This window comes from Leptospira montravelensis, from assembly GCF_004770045.1.
GTDB lineage: Bacteria > Spirochaetota > Leptospiria > Leptospirales > Leptospiraceae > Leptospira_A > Leptospira_A montravelensis.
Genome location: NZ_RQFO01000004.1, coordinates 450613 through 471741 on the forward strand (window position 1 = coordinate 450613; position 21129 = coordinate 471741).

19 protein-coding genes are annotated in these 21129 nt (G+C 35.5%); 11 read left to right on the forward strand and 8 right to left on the reverse strand.

From position 1 onward, the window contains the following. Positions 1-18: 18 nt before the first annotated feature. The 3 genes from EHQ31_RS03025 to murC are packed head-to-tail and all read left to right on the forward strand — an operon-like array spanning position 19 to position 3683. Entirely contained in the window at positions 19-1167 is a 1149-nt protein-coding gene (locus tag EHQ31_RS03025; protein ID WP_135569462.1) for an FtsW/RodA/SpoVE family cell cycle protein, read from the forward strand. Beyond that, positions 1164-2240, forward strand: a complete 1077-nt coding sequence (locus tag EHQ31_RS03030) for a UDP-N-acetylglucosamine--N-acetylmuramyl-(pentapeptide) pyrophosphoryl-undecaprenol N-acetylglucosamine transferase (protein WP_135569464.1) — start codon at positions 1164-1166, stop codon at positions 2238-2240. The genes EHQ31_RS03025 and EHQ31_RS03030 overlap by 4 nt, the downstream gene beginning before the upstream one ends. A 21-nt stretch (positions 2241-2261) precedes the next feature. Further along, positions 2262-3683 (forward strand): UDP-N-acetylmuramate--L-alanine ligase, encoded by a 1422-nt coding sequence (gene murC / locus EHQ31_RS03035; RefSeq protein WP_135569466.1) that lies wholly within the window; start codon positions 2262-2264, stop codon positions 3681-3683. Here murC and EHQ31_RS03040 read toward each other — a convergent pair whose 3' ends face one another. From EHQ31_RS03040 to EHQ31_RS03050, 3 genes are read right to left on the reverse strand one after another with little or no spacing between them, the layout of a single operon-like run. Then, on the reverse strand, positions 3684-4814 hold the full coding sequence (locus tag EHQ31_RS03040; RefSeq protein WP_135569468.1) for a 5-(carboxyamino)imidazole ribonucleotide synthase: 1131 nt from the start codon (positions 4812-4814) through the stop codon (positions 3684-3686). It abuts the gene before it with no gap. Then, the gene (gene purE / locus EHQ31_RS03045; RefSeq protein WP_135569470.1) at positions 4798-5295 is read right to left on the reverse strand and encodes a 5-(carboxyamino)imidazole ribonucleotide mutase; all 498 of its coding nucleotides are present in this window, start codon (positions 5293-5295) and stop codon (positions 4798-4800) included. Before purE ends, EHQ31_RS03040 begins: the two co-directional genes overlap by 17 nt. Positions 5296-5325: 30 nt before the next feature. Continuing rightward, a complete protein-coding gene (locus EHQ31_RS03050; RefSeq protein ID WP_135569472.1) occupies positions 5326-6705 on the reverse strand; it encodes a UDP-N-acetylmuramoyl-tripeptide--D-alanyl-D-alanine ligase in 1380 nt (459 codons plus the stop codon). 51 nt (positions 6706-6756) lie between these two features. On the opposite strand from EHQ31_RS03050, the gene EHQ31_RS03055 reads away from it, so the two are divergent. From EHQ31_RS03055 to EHQ31_RS03065, 3 genes are read left to right on the forward strand one after another with little or no spacing between them, the layout of a single operon-like run. Continuing rightward, entirely contained in the window at positions 6757-7797 is a 1041-nt protein-coding gene (locus EHQ31_RS03055) for a Gfo/Idh/MocA family protein (RefSeq protein ID WP_135569474.1), read from the forward strand. Next, on the forward strand, positions 7794-9428 hold the full coding sequence (locus tag EHQ31_RS03060; RefSeq protein WP_135569476.1) for an ABC1 kinase family protein: 1635 nt from the start codon (positions 7794-7796) through the stop codon (positions 9426-9428). Before EHQ31_RS03055 ends, EHQ31_RS03060 begins: the two co-directional genes overlap by 4 nt. A gap of 18 nt (positions 9429-9446) precedes the next feature. After that, positions 9447-10007 carry a lipoprotein signal peptidase gene (locus tag EHQ31_RS03065; RefSeq protein WP_135569478.1) on the forward strand — a complete coding sequence of 187 codons (561 nt, stop codon included), beginning with the start codon at positions 9447-9449 and terminating at the stop codon, positions 10005-10007. Between the two features lie 65 nt (positions 10008-10072). Here EHQ31_RS03065 and EHQ31_RS03070 read toward each other — a convergent pair whose 3' ends face one another. Together EHQ31_RS03070 and EHQ31_RS03075 are read right to left on the reverse strand one after the other, a co-directional pair. Next, positions 10073-10783, reverse strand: coding sequence for a carbon-nitrogen hydrolase family protein (locus EHQ31_RS03070; RefSeq protein ID WP_135569480.1), 711 nt, complete (start codon positions 10781-10783; stop codon positions 10073-10075). Then, entirely contained in the window at positions 10783-12711 is a 1929-nt protein-coding gene (locus EHQ31_RS03075) for a hypothetical protein (protein WP_135569482.1), read from the reverse strand. The genes EHQ31_RS03070 and EHQ31_RS03075 overlap by 1 nt, the downstream gene beginning before the upstream one ends. Positions 12712-12824: 113 nt before the next feature. Here EHQ31_RS03075 and EHQ31_RS03080 point away from each other — a divergent pair, with 113 nt between their 5' ends. The 3 genes from EHQ31_RS03080 to EHQ31_RS03090 all read left to right on the forward strand — a co-directional run bounded on the left by EHQ31_RS03080 (position 12825) and on the right by EHQ31_RS03090 (position 16225). Next, a complete protein-coding gene (locus tag EHQ31_RS03080) occupies positions 12825-13613 on the forward strand; it encodes an AAA family ATPase (protein WP_135569484.1) in 789 nt (262 codons plus the stop codon). Position 13614: 1 nt separating this feature from the next. After that, a complete protein-coding gene (locus EHQ31_RS03085; RefSeq protein ID WP_135569486.1) occupies positions 13615-14817 on the forward strand; it encodes a VWA domain-containing protein in 1203 nt (400 codons plus the stop codon). Between the two features lie 61 nt (positions 14818-14878). Then, positions 14879-16225, forward strand: a complete 1347-nt coding sequence (locus EHQ31_RS03090) for a PrsW family intramembrane metalloprotease (RefSeq protein WP_135569488.1) — start codon at positions 14879-14881, stop codon at positions 16223-16225. 5 nt (positions 16226-16230) lie between these two features. Here the strand turns inward: EHQ31_RS03090 and EHQ31_RS03095 are convergent, their stop codons facing one another. Next, positions 16231-17295: an LB_137 family protein gene (locus tag EHQ31_RS03095; protein ID WP_409996892.1), complete on the reverse strand. Its 1065-nt coding sequence runs from the start codon at positions 17293-17295 to the stop codon at positions 16231-16233. Between the two features lie 63 nt (positions 17296-17358). On the opposite strand from EHQ31_RS03095, the gene EHQ31_RS03100 reads away from it, so the two are divergent. Next, complete coding sequence (locus EHQ31_RS03100; RefSeq protein ID WP_135569490.1) at positions 17359-18876, forward strand: PP2C family protein-serine/threonine phosphatase; 1518 nt, start codon at positions 17359-17361, stop codon at positions 18874-18876. Beyond that, a complete protein-coding gene (locus EHQ31_RS03105) occupies positions 18873-20423 on the forward strand; it encodes a tetratricopeptide repeat protein (protein ID WP_135569492.1) in 1551 nt (516 codons plus the stop codon). The genes EHQ31_RS03100 and EHQ31_RS03105 overlap by 4 nt, the downstream gene beginning before the upstream one ends. 15 nt (positions 20424-20438) lie before the next feature. Here EHQ31_RS03105 and EHQ31_RS03110 read toward each other — a convergent pair whose 3' ends face one another. Beyond that, entirely contained in the window at positions 20439-20762 is a 324-nt protein-coding gene (locus EHQ31_RS03110; protein ID WP_135569493.1) for an STAS domain-containing protein, read from the reverse strand. Between the two features lie 109 nt (positions 20763-20871). Beyond that, on the reverse strand, positions 20872-21051 hold the full coding sequence (locus EHQ31_RS03115; RefSeq protein ID WP_135569495.1) for a hypothetical protein: 180 nt from the start codon (positions 21049-21051) through the stop codon (positions 20872-20874). Positions 21052-21129 lie beyond the last annotated feature (78 nt).

Below are 21129 nucleotides of genomic sequence, written 5' to 3' on the forward strand. Positions count from 1 at the left end.
CTCGATCCAAATAGACTTATGGAATTGATCCGAAATGTAAAAAACCTATTTCAATTTGGCAGTTCCCGATTTGACGGACCTGTTTTGTATGGAGTTTTTTTATTATTTGGAATGGGCATTGTCATTGTGTACAGTGCCTCTGTTATTCCCGCCGAACGTGAGTTTTCTGATCCAAATTACTATTTAAACAAACAATTGTTATGGGGATTTGTTGGAATTATTTGTTTTTTGGTGTTTAGCCAAATACCTTATCAATTTTTAGTAAGATGGTCTTTTCTATTTTCAGTCATTAGTTTGTTATTACTCATTTCAGTATTTATTCCTGGTCTCGGAAAGTCAGTAGGTACTAGTTATGGTAGGAGTTTTAACCGTTGGATTCAGATAGGTGGATTTCAAATTCAACCTTCCGAATTTTCAAAAATCAGTATTTTACTTTTTTCTTCCTATTTTTTTTATAATTTTGATTTTAAAAAAGTAAAATGGGACAGAAAAAAAGTTGTATCGATTGGACTTATTTTTGCTACCTTAGTCCTTATTGTCATTGAACCTGCGTTTGGTACGACAATTGAACTACTTCTCGTTCTATTTTTCTTTGTATTACTTGCTGGATTTCCGATGAAGAGGTTGTTTATATTAGGTGCCTCTGTATTGCCTCTCCTCATCGTACTTGTGACTCAAGTGGGTTACAGGAAAAAACGTTTGGAGATATGGTTAGATCCATATAAATTTCGGTTTGATGAAGGCCACCAATTAGTCACTAGTTTTCGAGCTTTTTTTGATGGCGGTAGTTTTGGACGACCAGTGGGTTCAGGTTATGCTCACCGTTATTTAGCTTATAGCCATACGGATTTTGTGATGGCTTCTTATGTAGAAGACTTTGGTTTTTTAGGTTTTTTAATATTTCTTTTGGTGGTTCTATTTCTTTTTGTAAGAGTTTATTTTCTTCTCCAACGTTTAAAAGACAAACTTGGATTTTTTTTAGGAGCAGGAATCTTAATTCTTTTTGGTTTCCAAACAATTTTGAATTTATTTGTTGTAACAGGAATCGTACCCGTAACAGGAATTTCCTTACCGTTTTTAAGTTATGGAGGCTCCTCTCTCATTACAATTTTTATCCTATTCGGAATTCTTGCCAACATCACGAGTAAAGAGAATTTGGTATTATGAATGGATCTGTTTTAATTGCAGCTGGTGGAACTGGCGGACATATTTCTCCCGGAGTGGCACTTGCCGAAGTTTTGGCAGAAAAAAAATCATCTTTCGGATTTGATGAGGTGTATTTGCATTCTTTGATTCGAAACAATGACAATCCTGATCTTTTAAATCCACCTTGTCCCGTAATTTGGCATAATATACCGCAGTTAGGTGGATTTCGCACATTTATATATCCTATTTTATTTATAATTCCGTTTATTAAGTCCATACTCCTTTTTCAAAAATTAAATGTAAAAGCAGTCATTGGAATGGGAGGCTATTCTAGTCTTCCATCCATTTTGTATGCAGTCCTATTTCGAAAAAAATTATACTTATGTGAACAAAACTGTGTTCCTGGAAAAATCACTCGCATCTTTTCAAGGTTTGCTGAAAAAATTGCTCTTAGTTTCCCTTTAGCTGATGGTTATTCCATTTCAGGAAAAACGATAGGCAATCCAATTCGTAGACGAGTCATTCCAGAACAATTAAACATAAGACAAAATGAAAACTTACATGAAGGAAAAAAGAATACAGTAAACGTTCTTGTTCTTGGAGGATCTCAAGGCGCAAGGCAACTCAATCAAATGATACTGAAAGCAATGGAGAATCCAGATATAGCTAACAAGTATAAGTTTCGATTGTTAACAGGAACTTCCCTGTATGAAGAAACAAAACGTAAGTCAGTAGGAAATGCAGAAATTATATCATACGCAAACGATATGAAACCCAATTATGAATGGGCAAACATCGTAGTGGCTAGATCTGGTGCGGGTGTCCTTGCTGAATGTTTGGTTTATGGTTTACCAATGATACTCATACCTTATCCTTATGCGGCAGACAATCATCAAAAAGAAAACGCAAACTTTGTCGAATCACAAGGTGCCGCCGAAACTATCCATTCCACTTCAGAAGATCCAACAAAACTGGTTCAAATTTTACTAAGATGGAAAGACCATTCTGAAATTCTCAAAGAGATTGGTCATAAGTCCTTATCATTATCCAATGTAAATGCAGCATATCAAACCGCTTCGTATTTTTTCCATTAAAGAGTTTGAAGTTCTAAAACAATGAAAGGACCTATTTTATTTTTGGGCATTGGTGGAAGTGGGATGTCAAGTCTTGCTCATATGGCTTTAGATCTAAAACTACCAGTGATTGGTTATGATCAAAAAAATTCAAGTATTACAGAATATCTAAAAGAACGTGGGGCTTTGATACAAAACAATATATCTTCAATTCCTTTAGATGGAATTGAAATGGTTGTTTATAGTTCTGCCATAAATGATAAACACAAACAAGTGTTTGATGAAATTAAAAGTAAAAATATTCCGCTAAAACACAGATCGGAATTTATGCATATTTTGGTATCGAATCAGAAATCGATTTCTGTGGCTGGCAGTCACGGCAAAACGTCAACAACTACAATGGTTTCTCAAATTCTCACAGAAGTTGGAATGGATCCAACCATTATGATTGGAGGAGACACAAGCCTTTTGGACAAAAGAGGTGGGAAAATGGGAGGAGGGAAATTTGCAGTTTATGAATCGGATGAATCCGATGGTACTTTTTTAAAACACAAAGCCTCTATTCGTTTATTAACAAATATTGATAATGATCACTTAGATTACTATAAAACCAGAGAAAAACTGGAAGATGCCTTCCTTGAATATATTTCCTTCGAAACAGAGGGAGATGTGGTATTGTTTGCCAGTGACCCAGGAATTAAAGAAGTCCTACAGCATAAAACAAATCAAATACATCCATCTTCGCAATTTCGACTTTACCTTTGTTTAGAAGAGAAAGATACAAAATCTGATTGGTATCAAAATTTAGAAACAAAACTGGGGAAAAATTTAGTTCCAGTGATTTACCAAATCAAAGAAGAGATTCTGAATTTTTCCTTTTTGGAATTTAAAAACGTAAACTTACAATTACCATATCCCGGTGTTCATTATCTAACCAATGGCCTTGTTGCTTTAGTGGGAACTTATGCGGCAGGAGTGACTCTCAAAATTTCCACTGAAATTCTCTTTCGTTATATAGGTGTGAAACGAAGGCAAGAGGTGTTAGGACATTGGAACGGAGTGACAGTCATGGATGATTATGGACACCATCCCACAGAAATTACGATGGTCATTCGGTCTTTAAAAAATAAAGTAAAATCAAAAGGAAAACTTGTTGTACTTTTCCAACCACACCGGTATACACGCACTCAATTGTTATTAAAAGAACTAGCAGAGTCACTTTCACTTGCGGACAGTTTACTCATCCTTCCCATTTATTCTGCCGGCGAATCTCCGATCTCTGGGATCAGTCACGAATCTTTTTTACCATTTCTGAATCAGAAAAATACAGAATTATTAAAGGGAGATATGTTTTTGGATCTATTGGTGATCAAAAACAAATTACAAGAGGGAGATATGTTCCTATGTTTAGGAGCGGGAAATGTAAGAGATTGGGGACTTCAGCTATTAGAAAATCAATCTTAATTACAGATCATGGAAAAGGGGATTTACCTCTTCTAAATTTCCTTTAAAATTCATATGCCCCATTTTTCTTCCTAATTTGGCTTCCTTTTTTCCATAAAGATGAAGTTGGTATCTATCATCCTTTAGTAGTGTTCTTGCGATCGCCAAACTTTCTTTATATTCATTTCCTAAAATATTTTTCATAAGAGTTGGTTTTGGTCTAACATCTGTTGGGGGTTGATTTCCGGTAATTGCAGAAACGTGTAAGTGAAATTGAGAAAAACTTTGACAGTCTTGTGTAAAATGACCTGTATTGTGTGGTCTCGGTGCAAACTCATTGAGATACATATGGTTTTCTTTCAGAAAAAATTCCACACCTATAGTTCCAACATAATCCAAAGATTCGGCAAGTTTTGATGCCATTTCAGTGGCTTCTAAATTTAATCCAACAGGAATTCTCGCAGGAAAAATTGATAAATCTAAAATATGATTTTTATGTTCGTTTTCAACAGCGCCATAACATACAATTTCCCCATTTTGGAAACGAGTGAGAATGATACTGATTTCTTTTTGAAAAGGAATTACTTCTTCAATTAAGTATTCTTCTTTCCCTGTGGGAAATGCCTTTTCTAAAAAGTCTTTGTATTCTCCCTCATCTTTCACTTTGACCTGACCTTTTCCATCATATCCAAAACGAAGAGTTTTTATGATCCAAGGATAGGGAATAGAAGTTTCCAATTGGGAAGATTCTTTGGTTAAATGAAAAAAATCAGCAGTTCGAAAACCTAACTTACGAAAATGAGTTTTTTCTAAAAAACGGTCTTGGGCAATGACAAGGGCTTTTGGTGGCGGAAAAATCTGAATATGTTTTTTTTCCGATTCTAAAAATTCTAAAGTTGATTTTGGAATATTCTCAAATTCAAAACTCAATACATCAATTTTAGATAGAAAGGTTTTCACACTAGATAAGTCTTCGTAATAGGCAACAGTTGCAGTGGCACCTGCTCTTTCACAAGGGGAATCTTTCTCCGGAGAATAACAATAAAATTCAAAACCTAGAGGTAGGGCCTCTAAACACATCATTTGTCCTAGTTGGCCAGAACCTAAAACACCAATTTTTAGATTTAGATTTTCTTTAGATGAGTTGGTCATTTTTTGAAAGGGCTAGTTTACGGTTTTTTTCCGCATAAGTTGCCAATTGATCGTGAAGTGAATTATCTAATAAGGAAAGAATACGGACAGCAAGTAATCCTGCGTTTGCTGCACCACTTGTTCCTATGGCTAAGGTTCCGACAGGAACACCTTTTGGCATTTGTACAATAGAAAGTAAACTATCCATTCCATTGAGAGCTTTCGATTGTATAGGAACACCTAACACAGGTAAAGTGGTTAAAGAAGCAGTCATTCCTGGTAAATGAGCCGCACCACCAGCTCCAGCGATAATAACACCAAAGCCATTCTGTTTTGCCGATTTTGCAAATTCCACCATTCGTTCTGGGGAACGATGAGCCGAAACAATTTCTTTTTCAAAAGGAATTCCAAACTCAGTCAAAATATCACAGGCTTCTTTCATAGTTTCCCAATCAGAATGTGAACCCATGATTACGGCTACTTTGGGTAGATTTGTAGGCATACGTGTAATCTAGGAAAAGCCAGTTCTGTATCAACCCTTAAATGTTTCTAAGCCTAGAACTATTCTTTCCATTTTCATCGACCGAGAACCTTTTACGAGTAAAACCGAATTCTTAGGAATTGTTGTTTTTATAAATTGAATGAGGTCCTCCGCGTCGTTAAAACATCGAGCCCCTGGGACTTGTTTTACCATAGGTTTTGTTTCTTCACCAAACCCAAGTAAGATACCTTTACCTATTCTTTGTATTTCTTTACCTATTTCTTCATGGTAGTATTTTGAAAATTTTCCTAGTTCCTTCATGGATCCGAGGATCCATACAATGTTCCGATTCCCAGCAATTTGTTCTGCGGCTCCAATACTAGAAAACATAGATTCAGGATTTGCATTATAACAATCGTCAATGATCGTATAATATCCCTGATTGATGTTCAATCGTTTGTCTGGACTTTTGTAATTTTGAACTGTTTTAGCGATATGATCATTAGAAATTCCAAAATGAATTCCAACAGCCATCATTCCACGAACATTACTGAGAAGTTTTGAACCTGGAAGTTTCCATAGAATTTCTTTTCCTTTCCAATCCAGTCGAAATCCATTGGATTCTATTTTACTAACCTTTAAAATAGGATTCTTTTTATGGTTCCAAACTTCTAAGTTTATATTTTGTTTTTTGGTTCTAATTTTAACCCGATTCAAAAAATCCAAATCATCAGGGACAAATAAAACGGAATTGGTTTCCATTCCGCAAATAATATCGATTTTTTCTTCCGCAATCGCTTCCCGGCTTTTTAAATTTTCAATATGAGCAGAACCAATATTAGTAATTAAAGCATGTGTAGGTCTTGCGATGAGAGAAAGACGAGAGATTTCACCCCTGTGGTTCATACCCAATTCACAAATGGCCACTCGAGTTTTTTCATTAATACGAAACAAGGTAAAGGGAAGTCCAATTTCATTATTGTAATTTTTTTCCGTAACTACCAAACTATCCTTTTTTAAAAAACCAAAAAGACCACCTAACAAATCTTTAGTTGTGGTTTTCCCTGATGAGCCAGTGACCGCAAGGACAATTGGGTTAAACCTATCTCTATGAAAACGGGCAAGAACACCTAGCGCCTTCAAACTATCGGATACGATAATCGCCTTGGTTAAGTCTTCTTTTGAGAGTTGTTTTAGAATGGGATGATTTTTTTCACAAAGAAATGCTATGGTACCTTTACTCAAAGCATCGGGAATAAATTCGTGACCATCTCTTGTTCCACGTAAAGGAACAAACAAAGACCCAGGTTTAGTCTCCACAGAAGAGGTTGTGATCCAACGAAAGGATGGGTTTTCTGTCCGGTCCCAATGGGGGTCTTTGGAAAACAAACTTAGAATAGTTGACAAGGAATATTCAAATGGTGCGATCATAGCTTCTACGCCAGTTTCTTTCAGAAAGAAAGATTTGGAAGAAAAAGATAAATGAAACGATCCAAAATCAAAACCATCCTGATCGGTCTTGGGCGGATTGGATCCAGTTTAGAAACAGACCCATTTCGTAAAAAACCATGTACTCATATGGGTGTCCTCCAGTCCGATTGGGGAAAGGAAAAATTTGAATTCATTTTAGGTTTGGACAGCGATCAAAAAAAATGTGAATCTTTCCAGAGTTTTTGGAAAACCCAGGCAGAGAGAGTGGACTGCGATCCTAAAAAAGTCAAATTCCCTAAGTCCGTCCAATTGGCAGTCATTTCCACTCCCAGTGTTTTTCATGAAGAATGGGCCACCCATTGTATCATCGAGGGAATTCCCAATTTACTCATCGAAAAACCAGTCGCCCTTTCTGAATCGGGAGCCAAAAGGATTCAAAAACTAGCCAGTCAGCACAATACAAGAATTTGGATCAACCATGAAAGGCGTTACCATCCTAGTTATTTGTTTGTCAAAGACCAACTAACAAAAGGTAATTTCGGAAACCTAAAATCCATTCGTGCATCTGTATTTACCTCAGCAAAAAACCCAGGGTTAGCCTTTTCCAAACTAGGAGGAGGACCTTTACTCCATGATGGAACCCATGCTGTAGACCTACTGCATTGGCTCATCGGCAAACCCAAGTTAATGGAAGCAAAATTAGAACGCCCCAAAAAAGGTGCAATAGAATCAAGGGCTGTGGCGTGGTTTCGATCCAAAACAGGTGTGGATGTATTTTTAGATGTCAGTGGCGATAGGAAATATTTTCAATTTGAGTTAGATTTACATACCGACTCACATAGAATCATTTGTTCCAATGACGGATTTCAATTTTTCCAATCGGAGTCTTCAAAATTATACAAAGGATTTCAAAGTTTATCACCTTACGAACCACCTGGTTTTCCAAATCCAAAAACGGCAAATGCGTTCCTAGGAATTTATGAGGAAATCTCTCAGGTGATTATGGGGAAAAAACAAACGATGGAAGGCACTCTATCAGACAATATTGAGATTCTAAACATGATAGAATCTATTTATAGGCGAAAAAAATGAACTCTAAACAAAACAGGTCTGTATCTATTTATTTTTTTGTAATTTTTTCTTGGTTTGAGTATCTTATTCTAACAAAAATTAAACGAAAATTTAAAAGTGAAACCAATTATGAATCTTCGAGAATAAAATTTCTAAAAAGAAAAGGGAAGGAAACTAAAAATTTATTTTTCCAGTTAGGTGGCGTATATATTAAAATTGGTCAATTTTTAAGCAATTTATTCCATGTTTTACCGGAGGAATTTTTATGGGAATTACAAGACCTACAAGACAAAATTCCACCAAGAGAATTTGAAGAAATAAACAAACGTTGGATCACTGATTATGGAAAACCAATGATCGAAATTTTTTCAAATTTGGATCAAGTAGCTTATGCGAGTGCCTCCACCGCGCAGGTTCATATTGGCTATTATAACGACAAAAAAGTAGCAATCAAAACCTTATACCCAGGAATTGAAGAAGATGCAATCCGGGACTTAAAAACCATCTCAAGGGTGATTTGGATCATTGACCGTTTTGTCTTCAAAATTTCTGCCAAAGAAGTAAATGAACAATTGCATTCAATGATTCGTGCAGAACTTGATCTACGTAGTGAACTTAAAAACTTAAAATACACCAAACAATTGTTTGCTTTAGAAAAAGATTTTTATTTCCCAAATCCTATTGATGAACTTTGTAACAAACACACACTCGTCACAGAATTTGTAGAAGGAAAGAAAATTTACGAATTAATCACTTTAGAAACTCATACAAAAAAAAATCCTCATTTAGAAAAATTGGTCCGAGCCTATATCCTAATGATATTCGAATATAGGTTTTTCCATGCAGACCCACATCCCGGAAATTTAATCTTTATGGAAACGGGAGAACTTTGTTTTATTGATTTTGGAGCCGTCCAGTCTATCTCTGAAGAAGAAACTCGCATTTTAGAAAGAATTCTAATTGGTGCTATGCGAAAAGATTATCATCTAATCACCGAATCATTATTTGAATTAGGTGCCGTTACGGAAACTTTATCAAAAGAAGAACTTATCCAAATTGTAAAATATTCACTCGAAAAACTAAATCGAATTCTGGAATCGACTGATCATTTCCGAAATATAGGACTCGATACACTTAGGCCCAAAGAAGACCTGCGTTTTCTAAAGGAAATCCAAGTAAGTTTAAAACGACTCTTATCCAGCTTAAAACTCCCTCCCAATTTTCTTAGCCTCCACCGCGTACTTGCCCTGTTACTTGGAAACTCATCTTATTTGGATCCAACACGTTCTATGATCGATTATGCAGAAAAACCTTTTTCCCAAATTGTTTTAAAAGGAAGTTCCTTAAAAAAACTTTGGAAAGATGAAGGGGAAGAATTTATCACAAGTCTTTTCTCTTTACCGAAAGAGTTAAATGAGTTTTTATACAAATGGAATCGGGGAGAGTTCCAAACCCCAGATTCTTCCAGAAAAGAGGAGTTAAGGCTAAAAGAAATATTTACCTTTGGAGCTCTTGGTTCGATATTTTTCTTTTTCGGAATGTATTATTCGGAAAAATTCTGGAAAGAACCAAGCATATTATTTTACATACTATCAGGACTTAGTTTTTGGTCTTTGGCCAAATCGAGTCTAAGTTATTGGAAACAAAAATAAACGGACCCTCTCTAATTTATGAATCTACCTAAAACACCATTTTTTTCGGTCTTTAAACCTGGATATCTTGCCTTTGTCGCATTTGGACTTTTTTTAGATTTATCATCCAAATATATCATTATTACAAAAATGTTAGCTCACGAAAGTATCCCTGTGTTAGGTGATTTTTTCCGATTGTCCTTAACTTTTAATACCGGATTTGTCTTTGGTTTGTTCCAAGACAATGCACTTCCTTCTTTATTTGCTACTGGATTTGCCATCGTATTTTTGATTTTTTACCGCTGGCAAAATGCCGATTTAGGCAATGCTTGGGGATGGAATTTTGTAATGGCTGGAGCTTTTGGAAACTTTTTAGATAAATTTTTTGTAAAAATTCCCGGTGTTGGATTTCGCTTTGGATTCACCCCGGAAAAACCAGGAATCGAATTTATAGGTGTGGTGGATTTTTTAGATTTTGAATGGCCCGATTTTTTACTCTTCGACCGCTGGCCTGCCTTCAACGTAGCAGATTCTTGTGTTTCTATTGGAATCGTAATTTTACTTTTAACAATGGACTGGAAAGAGTTAGATAAAAAATAAGTTCAGCGAATTAAAGATTTATAGGGATCAAATTCCAAAACTTGATCCCTATTCAAATTTCTTTTTTATAATAGGTAACTTCTCATCACATTCACTGACAAAGTTTTTAATACATCTTTGTCTTCTTCAATTTTTCCCACTTTCCAATTGATTCCTGAAGGAGAAGCATAAAGACTTCTAGCTGGTTTTCCATCAGAGGATCCACAAACACGAATTAAATGAACTGCTTTTTCTTTTGCCAATGCGGCAAAATAAATAAGATCTTCTTCATAAGAACGCTTTTCATCTGTATGAGATAAATAAAAAACAATTTCTATATCTTCTTTTTTAAATTCATCCCAAATGGATGCATTTTCTAAATCTTCACCAACAAGGAGTCCAAAACGAAGGCCTCCCATAATAAAAATGGATTCCGTTTTCCCTGGTAACACACCAGGCTCTTTGGCAGAAGAAGGGGACTTTTTTTCATAAAAATCAACTAAAACCAAAGATTGAAGAATGGGTAAGGCACAAACTAAATTACCTTCTTCGTTTTTTCTATAATGGCTTCCGCCAAGAATCACTCCGGAAAAAGATTCAGAAATTTCTAATAAATGATCTTGGTATTCCTTCTCATGTTTGGATGCATTTTCAGGTGATTCACTTTGGAAAAAGTGGGGGAAACCTTCGGGTAAAATTAAAAAGTGAGCTTTTGTTTGTTGGATTTTGGAAATTTCTTCATTACTAATTCGTTTATGTAAGTTCTTTTGGTAGATTGCGATTTTGATGACTGCCATTAAAAAGGATTCCCACTTGGTAATATGTCATCATCTAAAGGTTCGTCCGAATTGTCATTTTCTTCATTGGCTAAGTCAGAAGTAGATTCCTCAGCTGTATCTTTGGAATTCAAAGTAGCAGTTGCTTTTGTTTGTGGATTGGTTGGTTCAATTCCTTCCTTATCCAAATCGGCAAATTCCGTTTGACTGGACTCCGCATTTGTATTTCCTAAATCTACCCCAAAAGAGGCCTTCATTTGTTCTGGTGTGAGTTCGACAAGCCCACCAAATAAATCGCCAGTGTCCAAACGATCATATAATGCCATCAAATAACAATAAGCTTCCATGATACATTGTTTTACCGCTTTTTTATTCAAACGTTTGCGGGACTCCATTGAATCCAAAGTTAATACGTCATTCATATTGGCGACGATTTCCTTTTTACTTTTCATGTCCTTAATTAAGACAAGAAGAGAATCCCTTGATTTTAAACTAAATTCTTTAATCGCCATCCGCACAGTTCTGGATTGACCTGTGCGCTTTTGTTCAATTCCTGTTAACTTTTTCGAAGCTTCAATATAGTTTGCACCGGGATTTGCTTTATGTTTTTCTAATTCTCTAATGATATCGTTATATATTCTAAATTGATCGATGATGGTTCTTGTTCCTTCATAGATATCCAGCATCTTTTGACGGTAATCAACTTTAACACCATTGATCGATCCTGGTTTGATATCTATTTTTTTTGTGGTCATTACAAAGGAGTATTCATCATCAAATTCATAAAAATAAAACAGAGCAAGTAAGGCTTTATCTGAATCAGATATATGACCAAATTCATTTTTTGGATCAAATTTTTTGCGAAGTTTGGGAATAGAATACATTTGCATCAAACGCATTCCATAAGCTTGTTCCTTAGATAAAGGAACTTCTTCCTCTTTTTTATCCTCATCCTTTGATTCTTCTTCTTTCTTTTGATCCCTAGTTTCCACTTCTTTTCCACCAGGAACATTTTCTCCAGACTTCCTTTGTCCAGGTCTATCTTCTGGCAAAATTCCAAGAAGATTTTCCATATAACGTGAAATCAATGGAATATTTTTATTCTCAGCGCGTAATACTACGAGATAGAGACGATCAAAAAAACCATCAAAAAGTGTATCAATCTCTTGTGTCACTTTTCGTTTTTTGTTGGCATAAATGAGAGAAGGTTTCCCTTCTAATTTTTGTAATTCATCAAAAGCTTGGACAAAAGATTTTTTCAAAGTTTCTTGGTAAGGATAAAGAATGTACATCCTTTTAAAAAGTGCGTAAATAGGACCTTTCACTCTTTCTATAGCCACAGGAGATTCTGGTGCAACCATTATCGGATCAGTAATATCTGTTAATTCTGGACCATTATAAAGTTTTTGTCCCATTGCAAGTAGTTCAACGAGGAGGGGGTTGATTTTATCTAATGCTTTACTCAGTTGTGGGGAATATTGTTGGTTGGCTAAAAGCTCATTCCCACTATATTGAAGTTCAATTAATGCTTGTTTGGCTCTTATACTAAAATCATGCATAAATTTGGGAGTGAGGTCACTCGATCCAAATGGGGTCACACGAGCGAGCCAACATTTAAGTTTGATTCCAAACCTTGCCGAAAAACTACTTATTTCTTTTTCATATTGGGCTTTCGAATCAGCTTGCGACCTTGAATTCGATGAATCTGAAGATTTGTTTTGGTTTCCCCCACGGCCTCCCGACCGGCTATCCTCGCCACCACGAGAGACAGTGCTTGTGCGCACTTTAGGTTCAGGGCGATTCCTTTTTGTCTCGTCTTCTTTCTGTGGTTGTTTCTCTTTTATGATTTCCCCACCGGCACTGACAAACTTGTTGAACATATCCTTTCTTGCAGAATCATCCAGTTTCCCAACACCAATTGCCCGTTTCGTATTATCAAAATCGCCCATAATTTTACTATCGTTCCAATTCCTCAATATGGGAATTCAATTTCTTACAAAAAGCAATTTTTAGTGGATTCCCCTGATTTTCGGAAAAGATTGGAGTCCAAAAGGTAGATATTATGGCTGATTACATCCTTTCTGAAGATCTGAAAGAAGCGGTCCAAGTGGCAGAAATTACAAAACGACCACTCCTCCTCAAAGGAGAGCCGGGGACAGGAAAAACCCTTCTTGCGAGTTTCCTTGCAGAAACCAAAAACCTCCCACTCTACAGATGGCATATCAAATCTACAAGTTTGGCAAAAGAAGGTTTGTATTTTTATGATGCAGTCTCAAGGCTGAATGACTCCCGGTTTCCAGAAGAAGAAGCCATGTTAAGAGTTAGGGAAGTTAAAAATTATATTCGACTGGGGGCTCTGGGAGAAGCGTTTTCACAAACCAACAAAACTGTTGTACTAATCGACGAAATTGATAAAGCCGACATTGAATTTCCAAACGACCTACTTCTAGAATTGGACAAAATGGAATTTTTCATTCCAGAAACCAAAGAACATATCGTAGCAAAAGAAAGACCGATTGTAATCATTACTTCAAATAACGAAAAGGAACTTCCTGATGCCTTTCTAAGGAGATGCATTTTTCATTACATTGAATTTCCTAAACGAGAAGCAATGAAAGAAATAATCAAAGCTCATTACCCCTCCATACAAACAGAATTTATGGAAAAAGCCCTAGCTATGTTTTATTCGATTCGAAAGATTGAAAGTCTCCGCAAAAAACCTTCTACAAGTGAACTACTAGATTGGATCCAAGTTCTTCTTGTTTCTTCAGAAAATTTAGAAACTAACAAAATTCCTTTTGCAGGAACCTTATTTAAATCGGAAGAAGACTACCGAGTTTATTTGAACTAATATGTTTTTGGATTTTTTTTATAATCTACGAGGGGAGTCGGTTCCTTGTTCCACAGGCGAATTGATTGCCTTTCTTGAAAGTTTAAGGAAACTCACTGATCCTTCTGGCTATATGAGCCTAGACCAACTGTACAGGGTAGGTCGACTTAACTTTGCCAAAGATTTAAAATTTTATGATAGTTATGATCTTGCCTTCTCCAAAACCTTTGGAACCTGGAAAGAACAAAGAATTCAGTTTCGCGACATTCTTTTCGAGTGGTTAGAAGAAAATATTCCCAAACATTTAAGTGATTCCGAAAAACTAAATGCACCTAACATGAGCATGGAAGAGGTTATTGAGGAATTAAAAAAAAGATTAGCGGAACAAAAAGAACGCCATGATGGCGGAAGCAAATGGGTAGGAACATCGGGAACCTCACCTTTTGGTAATTCAGGTTTTAATCCGAATGGGATCTCCATTGGAGGCAATACAGAAGGAGAGGGAAGCCGTTCTGGTGTTAGTCTATGGAACGAAAGAAAATACAAAGCGTACCGCGAAGATGAAATTTTAGATACTAGATCCATCCAACTTGCTTTAAAAGAACTTAGATTTCTTAAAAAAGAAGGAAGAAGGGAACTCCATGTAGATAAAACCATTGATAGGACTTGTGAAAATGGAGGCGAAATAGAGCTCGTAGAAGAAAGAGAACGTAAAAATTCACTTCGTCTTGTACTCATTATGGATATTGGGGGAAGTATGACACCTCATTCCGACCGTGTGAGTAAACTATTTAGTGCCAGTCGTGGACTTTACCATTTCAAAGAAGTTCACAATTATTTTTTTCACAATATCTTTCATGAATATATATATTCAAATCATGAATTCCAAACCCGCATTTCGCTCAAACAATTTGAAGAAAAGTTTCGGAAAAACACAAAACTGATTTTTGTTGGAGATGCATATATGGCACCTTACGAGCTCATGGGAACACCTTACAATCCTTATGCGTATCATAGTTCCAGTTCTGAAGAAAAACAACGTAAGGCAAAAAGTGGACTGGAATCGTTAAAAGAATTAGTTGGATATTTCCCCGAATCAGTTTGGCTCAATCCCGAACCCAAACGATTTTGGGGAGCCCCCACAATTGAAGCGATTGAAGATGTGGTGCCAATGTTTCCATTAACCATTGAAGGTTTACGTAAGGCTGTAAAAAGGTTAATATAATTCAAATTTCTCTTTCATTTCTCATTGATTTTAGATGGTTTTTTGCCGTTAATCATACCAAATGATCACTCAAATTTCTATTCCTAGCTTGGTCATTTTACTCATTAACTTTCTGACTTTAGGATTTTATTATTCCTTTTATCGATTTCATTTTTATCGATTTACAGAATCATTTTTACAATATACGGCGCTTGCGTTTTCTATTTTTAGTGCGGGCATTGCTATAGGTTTGCAAGCTTTTCTTTTGGTTTGGATTCCATTTACTAGCCCTTTTTGGAATGCATTCATTCATTCTGCCCTTATCGAAGAGTTTGCAAAACTACTTGGAATTTACCTTTTTTTTAGAAAAAACCAGGATGAATTTACGGTTACCGATGGTATTTTTTATGGATTAGTGTTAGGCGGTGGTTTTGGCCTAGTAGAAAACATTTTATACTATATCAACACGGGCCTTTGGTCGCAAGTCCTTCGGTCGATCACTGCATTACCAATCCATATGATGAATGGCGGACTCATTGGAGCGTATCTAATGATGTTTTTATTTCACAAAAATCCAGTTTTTAAATGGGGAAAGATACTTTTTGGTTTTGTCATTTGTGTTGGCATACATGGTTTATACAATCTTTCCTTATTACAAGATATCAATTTACTTTTCATTCTTCCCATTTGTATACTTTCTCTATTCTTTTTATTGGAACTAACCATTGCAAAATCTAGAATCCTTGTTCCAGGACATATTCTGAAAGTAATGAATATGAGTATGGAAGAATATGAAATCCTAAGCCGGCACAACAGACACGAAGGATGGATTCAAAATATTCAAAAACATATATCTACTTCTGGGATTAAACTATTACAATATCCTAATATGAGACATTCCATTCTTACTGCTTTCTTTTTTGTTCCAGGTATTCTTTCTATTTACCTACTATTTAATTCACCAGATTGGATCTCTCATAAGTTTCCTGATTTAGCACTTCAAGATTATTTTGCCTTGTTTGTATTGTATCCAATGATCCTATCTTTGATGTTTTTCTTTGCAGGGATTATCAATCCTTACTTTTTTAGAGATAGAATGCTTGAAGTTCCCCTCTTTAGTTCGGTGGATTTACATACAAAAAATGATGAAGAAAATTCAGCAATTTTCCATATACAAGCAAATATGTTTTATTTACCAACTTCACAGATGTTTCAGGAAAATACAAAAGTCAAATTTGATCTTTGGCTTGGATTACAGTGTTTTGTAGGACTATCTGGTACTATACTTTGGTGTAAAGAAAATGAGGAAGGAAATTGTGGCGCAATGTGTCAATTAGACAAAATCCCTTATTCATTTTTGATAAAATGGCATTTTTTAAGATTCAAACAAAACTTTAAAAACTTATTTCTAAGAAAATCAATAGTTTAATATACTTAAAAACGAGATTCGAAACTAAAACCGTAAAACAAACTTTCGTTTGGTTTTTGAAAAGATTGGCTCATAACACCTAACCGAGATATATTAGGTTTCAAATCTAAAATAGGTCTTAAATATACTCCATTTGCGTTTTCTTTTTTTGTTTCCATATTTCCCAAATAAAAACTATCTATCAAACTATAGGATATTATAGCAGTGAATACTGCAGAATAGATAACAAACCTTTGTCTATGAAAATCATAGTTATTTGTACTGAGAGTATTTGCAAAAATAAAAACCCTTCCATCACCGGATGGAATATACTCTATATCTTTGTTAATAGCATTTACCGATGCATTGTATTCATATAACATTCCAAGCCCAGAAAGTAATGCTCCTCCAAAAACAAAGGCAGCTTTACCATAACGTTTTTCTGTGATGGGCGCATAACCTGGAATGACCTTGGGGGTTTCTTCTTTGATCACTTTAACAATCACTGATTTATTTTGGATCTCAAAAGAATTAAAATCCAATGGATCAAACGATTCTAAAGTTTTGGTTTCAGTCTCAATTGTAATTTTTCCACGTTCTAAAGTTTTAAAAATTCCAAATATTTCTTTGTCTCCAAAAATCCATTTTCCTCGCACACCAGTTTCAATATAACGTTCCATTGGAAGTCCAGAATCAGCATTTACTTTTAGAGTTGAGATCTTTTTCACTGGAACAGTCTCAAGTTCCAAAGGACTACTTTTTTTAGAAAAACTAGCAGATGTTTTTGTTAGTTTGGTGAGAATTAAATCGCAGTCTTCTACACCGAATGTTTTGTAGTCGGCACAAGCGGGAAGGCCATCATAACCGACATCTATACCCAAAACATCAGTATTTAAGAATTTATAACGTTTGCCTTGGTCTTGCCACTCCACATGGCTGGCCGTAACATTCACCACTTTTCCATTCAGTACTTCCCCTGATTTTAGCCGGATCTTATCCGCAAAAAGGGCGGTATCACTAATGACTATAAAACAAGTGAAAAGGGTGGCCCAAAAACGGGTAGAGAAGGATATGTTGCTGCCTAAAACCAATGGAAAATCTCAATTTTGTGATAGATTTCTATCACTTAATTATCGACAATACAAGTAATTGCCGTGAACAAAAGCAAAATCAAAACGACGAATTCCCTACGCTTTAAGATTGGACTCTTTTATTCCCTTCTTGCCTTGCTCAATATCATCTTTTTTACTGTGATGATTTTTGAAAACCAATCCGATTTGCTTCTTAAAAATTTTCAATTTCAGTCAGAAAATCTGGCAAACACAATCCTTGCAGACATTCAAACCATTGGATTGACTGGAGCTAGGGATGAAAACTTTGAAGTCTTTCGAAAAACGCTCAAACTGTATGAAATAAACAAATTCACGATTTTTGATTCTAATGGCAAAACCGTGTTATCCGAACCTGAATTGGGCCCGGACAAAAAAGTCATCACAGAATCAGTCTTAAAAAAAACAAAAGAAGTATCTTCTGATAAAGAAGGCAATTTATTCAAAGCAAGATATAGTTTGGATTTAAACGAATCTGATTTTACTGTTGATTTTTTATTACCGATACGTCTTTCCAATAACGAAGAAGTTTTTTTATACACTCATTTTAATATCTCATCCATCCAGGATCGACTAAAACAGCTTTATATCCAAGTTGGATATGCTGTCCTCTGGGGAGTTGTGTTTCATATTATTTTTGCAATCCTTGTTTATCGAGCTATCTTCAAAAGAGTTGGATCTTTAGAAATTGCTTCAAAAGACATGGCTACTGGGAATTTAAAATCCAGGGTGAATTGGGAATTTAAGAGTAATGATGAGTTGGATAGTTTAGGTAAGTCATTTAACTTAATGGCAGAAGAAATACAAAACAAAGTAACAACAATTACTCGTCTCAACGATGAAATCAACCAAGAACTGCAGATTGGAAAAGAAGTACAAGAGTTGTTTTTGCCTTCCGTAAAAAAGTTTAAAAAGTTTAATATTGGAAAATTATACAGACCTATGAGAGAAGTCTCCGGAGATTTATACCAATACTTCCAATTCCCTGATAATAATTTTTATGGATTTTTTTTGGCGGATGCTTCCGGTCACGGAGTTTCTGCAGCTCTTGTAACGGTTGTTATGGCAATGTCACTTCAATCTATTATGAAAGAAAATCATTCTGCCATCCAAGCAATCAACCAACTGGGTGAGGTGATTGCCAATCGTCTTCAAGCGTCTTTTTTTGCAACAGGTGTATTTGTTGTTTTTGAAGAGCCTGGGGTGGTAAAATTTGTTAATGCTGGACACAATGCACCTTTTATTGTCCGTCCTTCCACAAAAGAAATTACCTATGTAGATAGTTCTGGCCCACCTTTGGGAATGGGTGATGATATCCAATATTCTTTGGAGTCTTTTCCAGTCCTTCCTGGTGATAAAATTGTATTATATACAGATGGTGTTGTAGAAACACCTATCAAGGAAGGGGGTCTTTTTGGATTAGAAAGATTTACGGAAGTAGTCCTAAACAATGTACATTTGTCTAACTCAGAAATTGTAGAAAAGGCAATGGCCTTACTCGAAGAAAAACATGAGGAATACAAGGATGATGTAACAATGATTGTCCTTGATGTACCGGAATGAAAAAGTTTTTCTTTTTCTCATTGTTTTTTATACTATTTTTCTTTTTTGCTTTGGCCTCTGAATCCATTGTAAGTGTAAAATTACAGGAACTACGATTTGGAATCCTTAGGGACCAATTGATGAATTACGAGCTTTCCTCTCAAACTTTAAGAGAAAGATTGAAACAAATGTTCCTATCCAAAGACGATTATATGTCTGAGGTAAAAGTCAATATTCTGGAATCAGGAATTATGAACTCAGAAACAGAAGGTTTGGACCTCAAAATGAGTTTACGAGATCGTTTTGGTCTTTATGTCATTAATTCTGTACGTTTTTTAAATTTTAAACCAGCTTTAGAGTTAGAAGAACAACAAAAAACAATCATCCGATTACAATTTGCTTTCTATATGGAAAGAACAAGAAAGTATCCAATCGCTTCCAAAAAATACCAGGAGTTAGAAGATTCCATTACCTCTTCTTTATCAGATGAAATGGCTTTCACACTCCTACATCATGGTTATTGTTTGGTGATGATGGGAGAAAGGGAAAAAGCTTTTCTTAAACTTTCAAAGGCAATCGATTTATTTCCAGGTACTCATTACGCAGAAAATGCAAGCCTTCTAATTAGCTTTTTGGAAGAAGGTGAAAAGAAAAAAGAAGATCTTAAAAACAAAAAAAAGACTCCCGATGAATTAGCATACTCGTTATTCCAAAGTGGGGATTACGAAGAAACTTTAAAAACACTAGAATCGCTTCCCGTTCTAACCAAAGACCAATCGTATATCAAAGCAAGATCAATGGAAGAATTGGGTAAAACATCCAATGCTGTAAAAGAATACATTCAACTTGTTAAACAGAAAGAAAACAAAGAAGTAGCAATTCGTGCCAACAGAAGGTTACTCCTTATTGGAAATTTTTACCAAGAAAACAAATCTCTCGTTGCATTTTCTAAAGAAGAGGCAACAAAACTCGGAGACACAAAGGCTTATGAAAATATTGAAGAGGGAAAAAGTTTAGTTCTAAAACCAGTAATTATAGAAAAGCTTCTGAAAACAGAAACAGCATCTAACCTTAGTAATGAAGAAACAAAAGAACTCAATCAAATCAAAGAAGACATTCGTGAATCATTAGAAGATTCTAAGTTAGAAACTACAAAACTAGCAGCTGTTGTTTCGGAAGAAAAAATTCCTCTCGTTTTGGAAACAGAGCAACTTGCGATAAAATCGGTCGAACCTCCTCCACTAGTTGTCAAAAAACAAGTCCCGCAAGTTCCCATCCAATTAAAGGTAAAGTTGCGAGATGGGCGAGAAGTGGTTTGTGAAGAAGTGAAGATTGAAGGAAATCTTGCTATCTTACAGTTGGGATCCTTTGGACTCAACCTTCCGTATGATTTGGTGGTTTCTGTACAAGTTTCAAGTGATAGAGGAGTTCCCGTTAAGATCGTAACCGATTCAGGAACAAAAGCCGAATCTTCCCGTTGGATTCAAAACAGTTCTGGAGATTGGACAAATCCAAAATCTTCCGTTTCTCCCATTGTCAGGGGAGAAGTGAAGTTCTTTCGGCTCTAGAAACTAAGAGAAATTTTAAGGAAGTTCCGATTCTCCAGCAAGGATAGTGAAGAATTTGTCCAAACTGGACAATTTCAAAATTACCATAACATCCTGGCTGACATTGAGTAGAAAAAACTGACCTTCTTCTGACTTTAGTTTCTTTTGTAGATTCGCAAGCAAAGCAATTCCTGAAGAATCCAATAGTTTGATATTCACCATATCAATTGCTACTGATTCCGCCCCGTCATCGATGATTTTATGGAGTTCTTTTTTAAGTGCGGGTGCAGAGTAAATATCGAGGGAACCCTCTAGAGTAACAACTGTATGATTTTTAACTTGTTTTGTTGTGAAATTCATTGAACTTCCTACTGGCACGTATACTATCTGTTTACTTGCCAAATTTGTAAAGAATTTTTGTGGAAACTTGTTGCATTGCGCTTTGAAACCATTTTGACTAGAAAAAACCCTAGGTTTGTAGCCTTTTTAAAACCAAAGTGATTGCTTGGTTGAATCCATCATAACCACCTTTGTCATAATCATTCAGTTCTTTATAATCCAAATCACTCATATCTAATAGTAATTTTCTAAGTTCATGCTCTAAATAATCTTTTCTGATATAAGTAGTTTCAAATGTTTTCGGATGCACTTTCCATATCGGACGAAAATTACGCGAATTTTCGGATCATTTTTAGGTTGAGATTTTAAGAAAAATACGAATCATTAA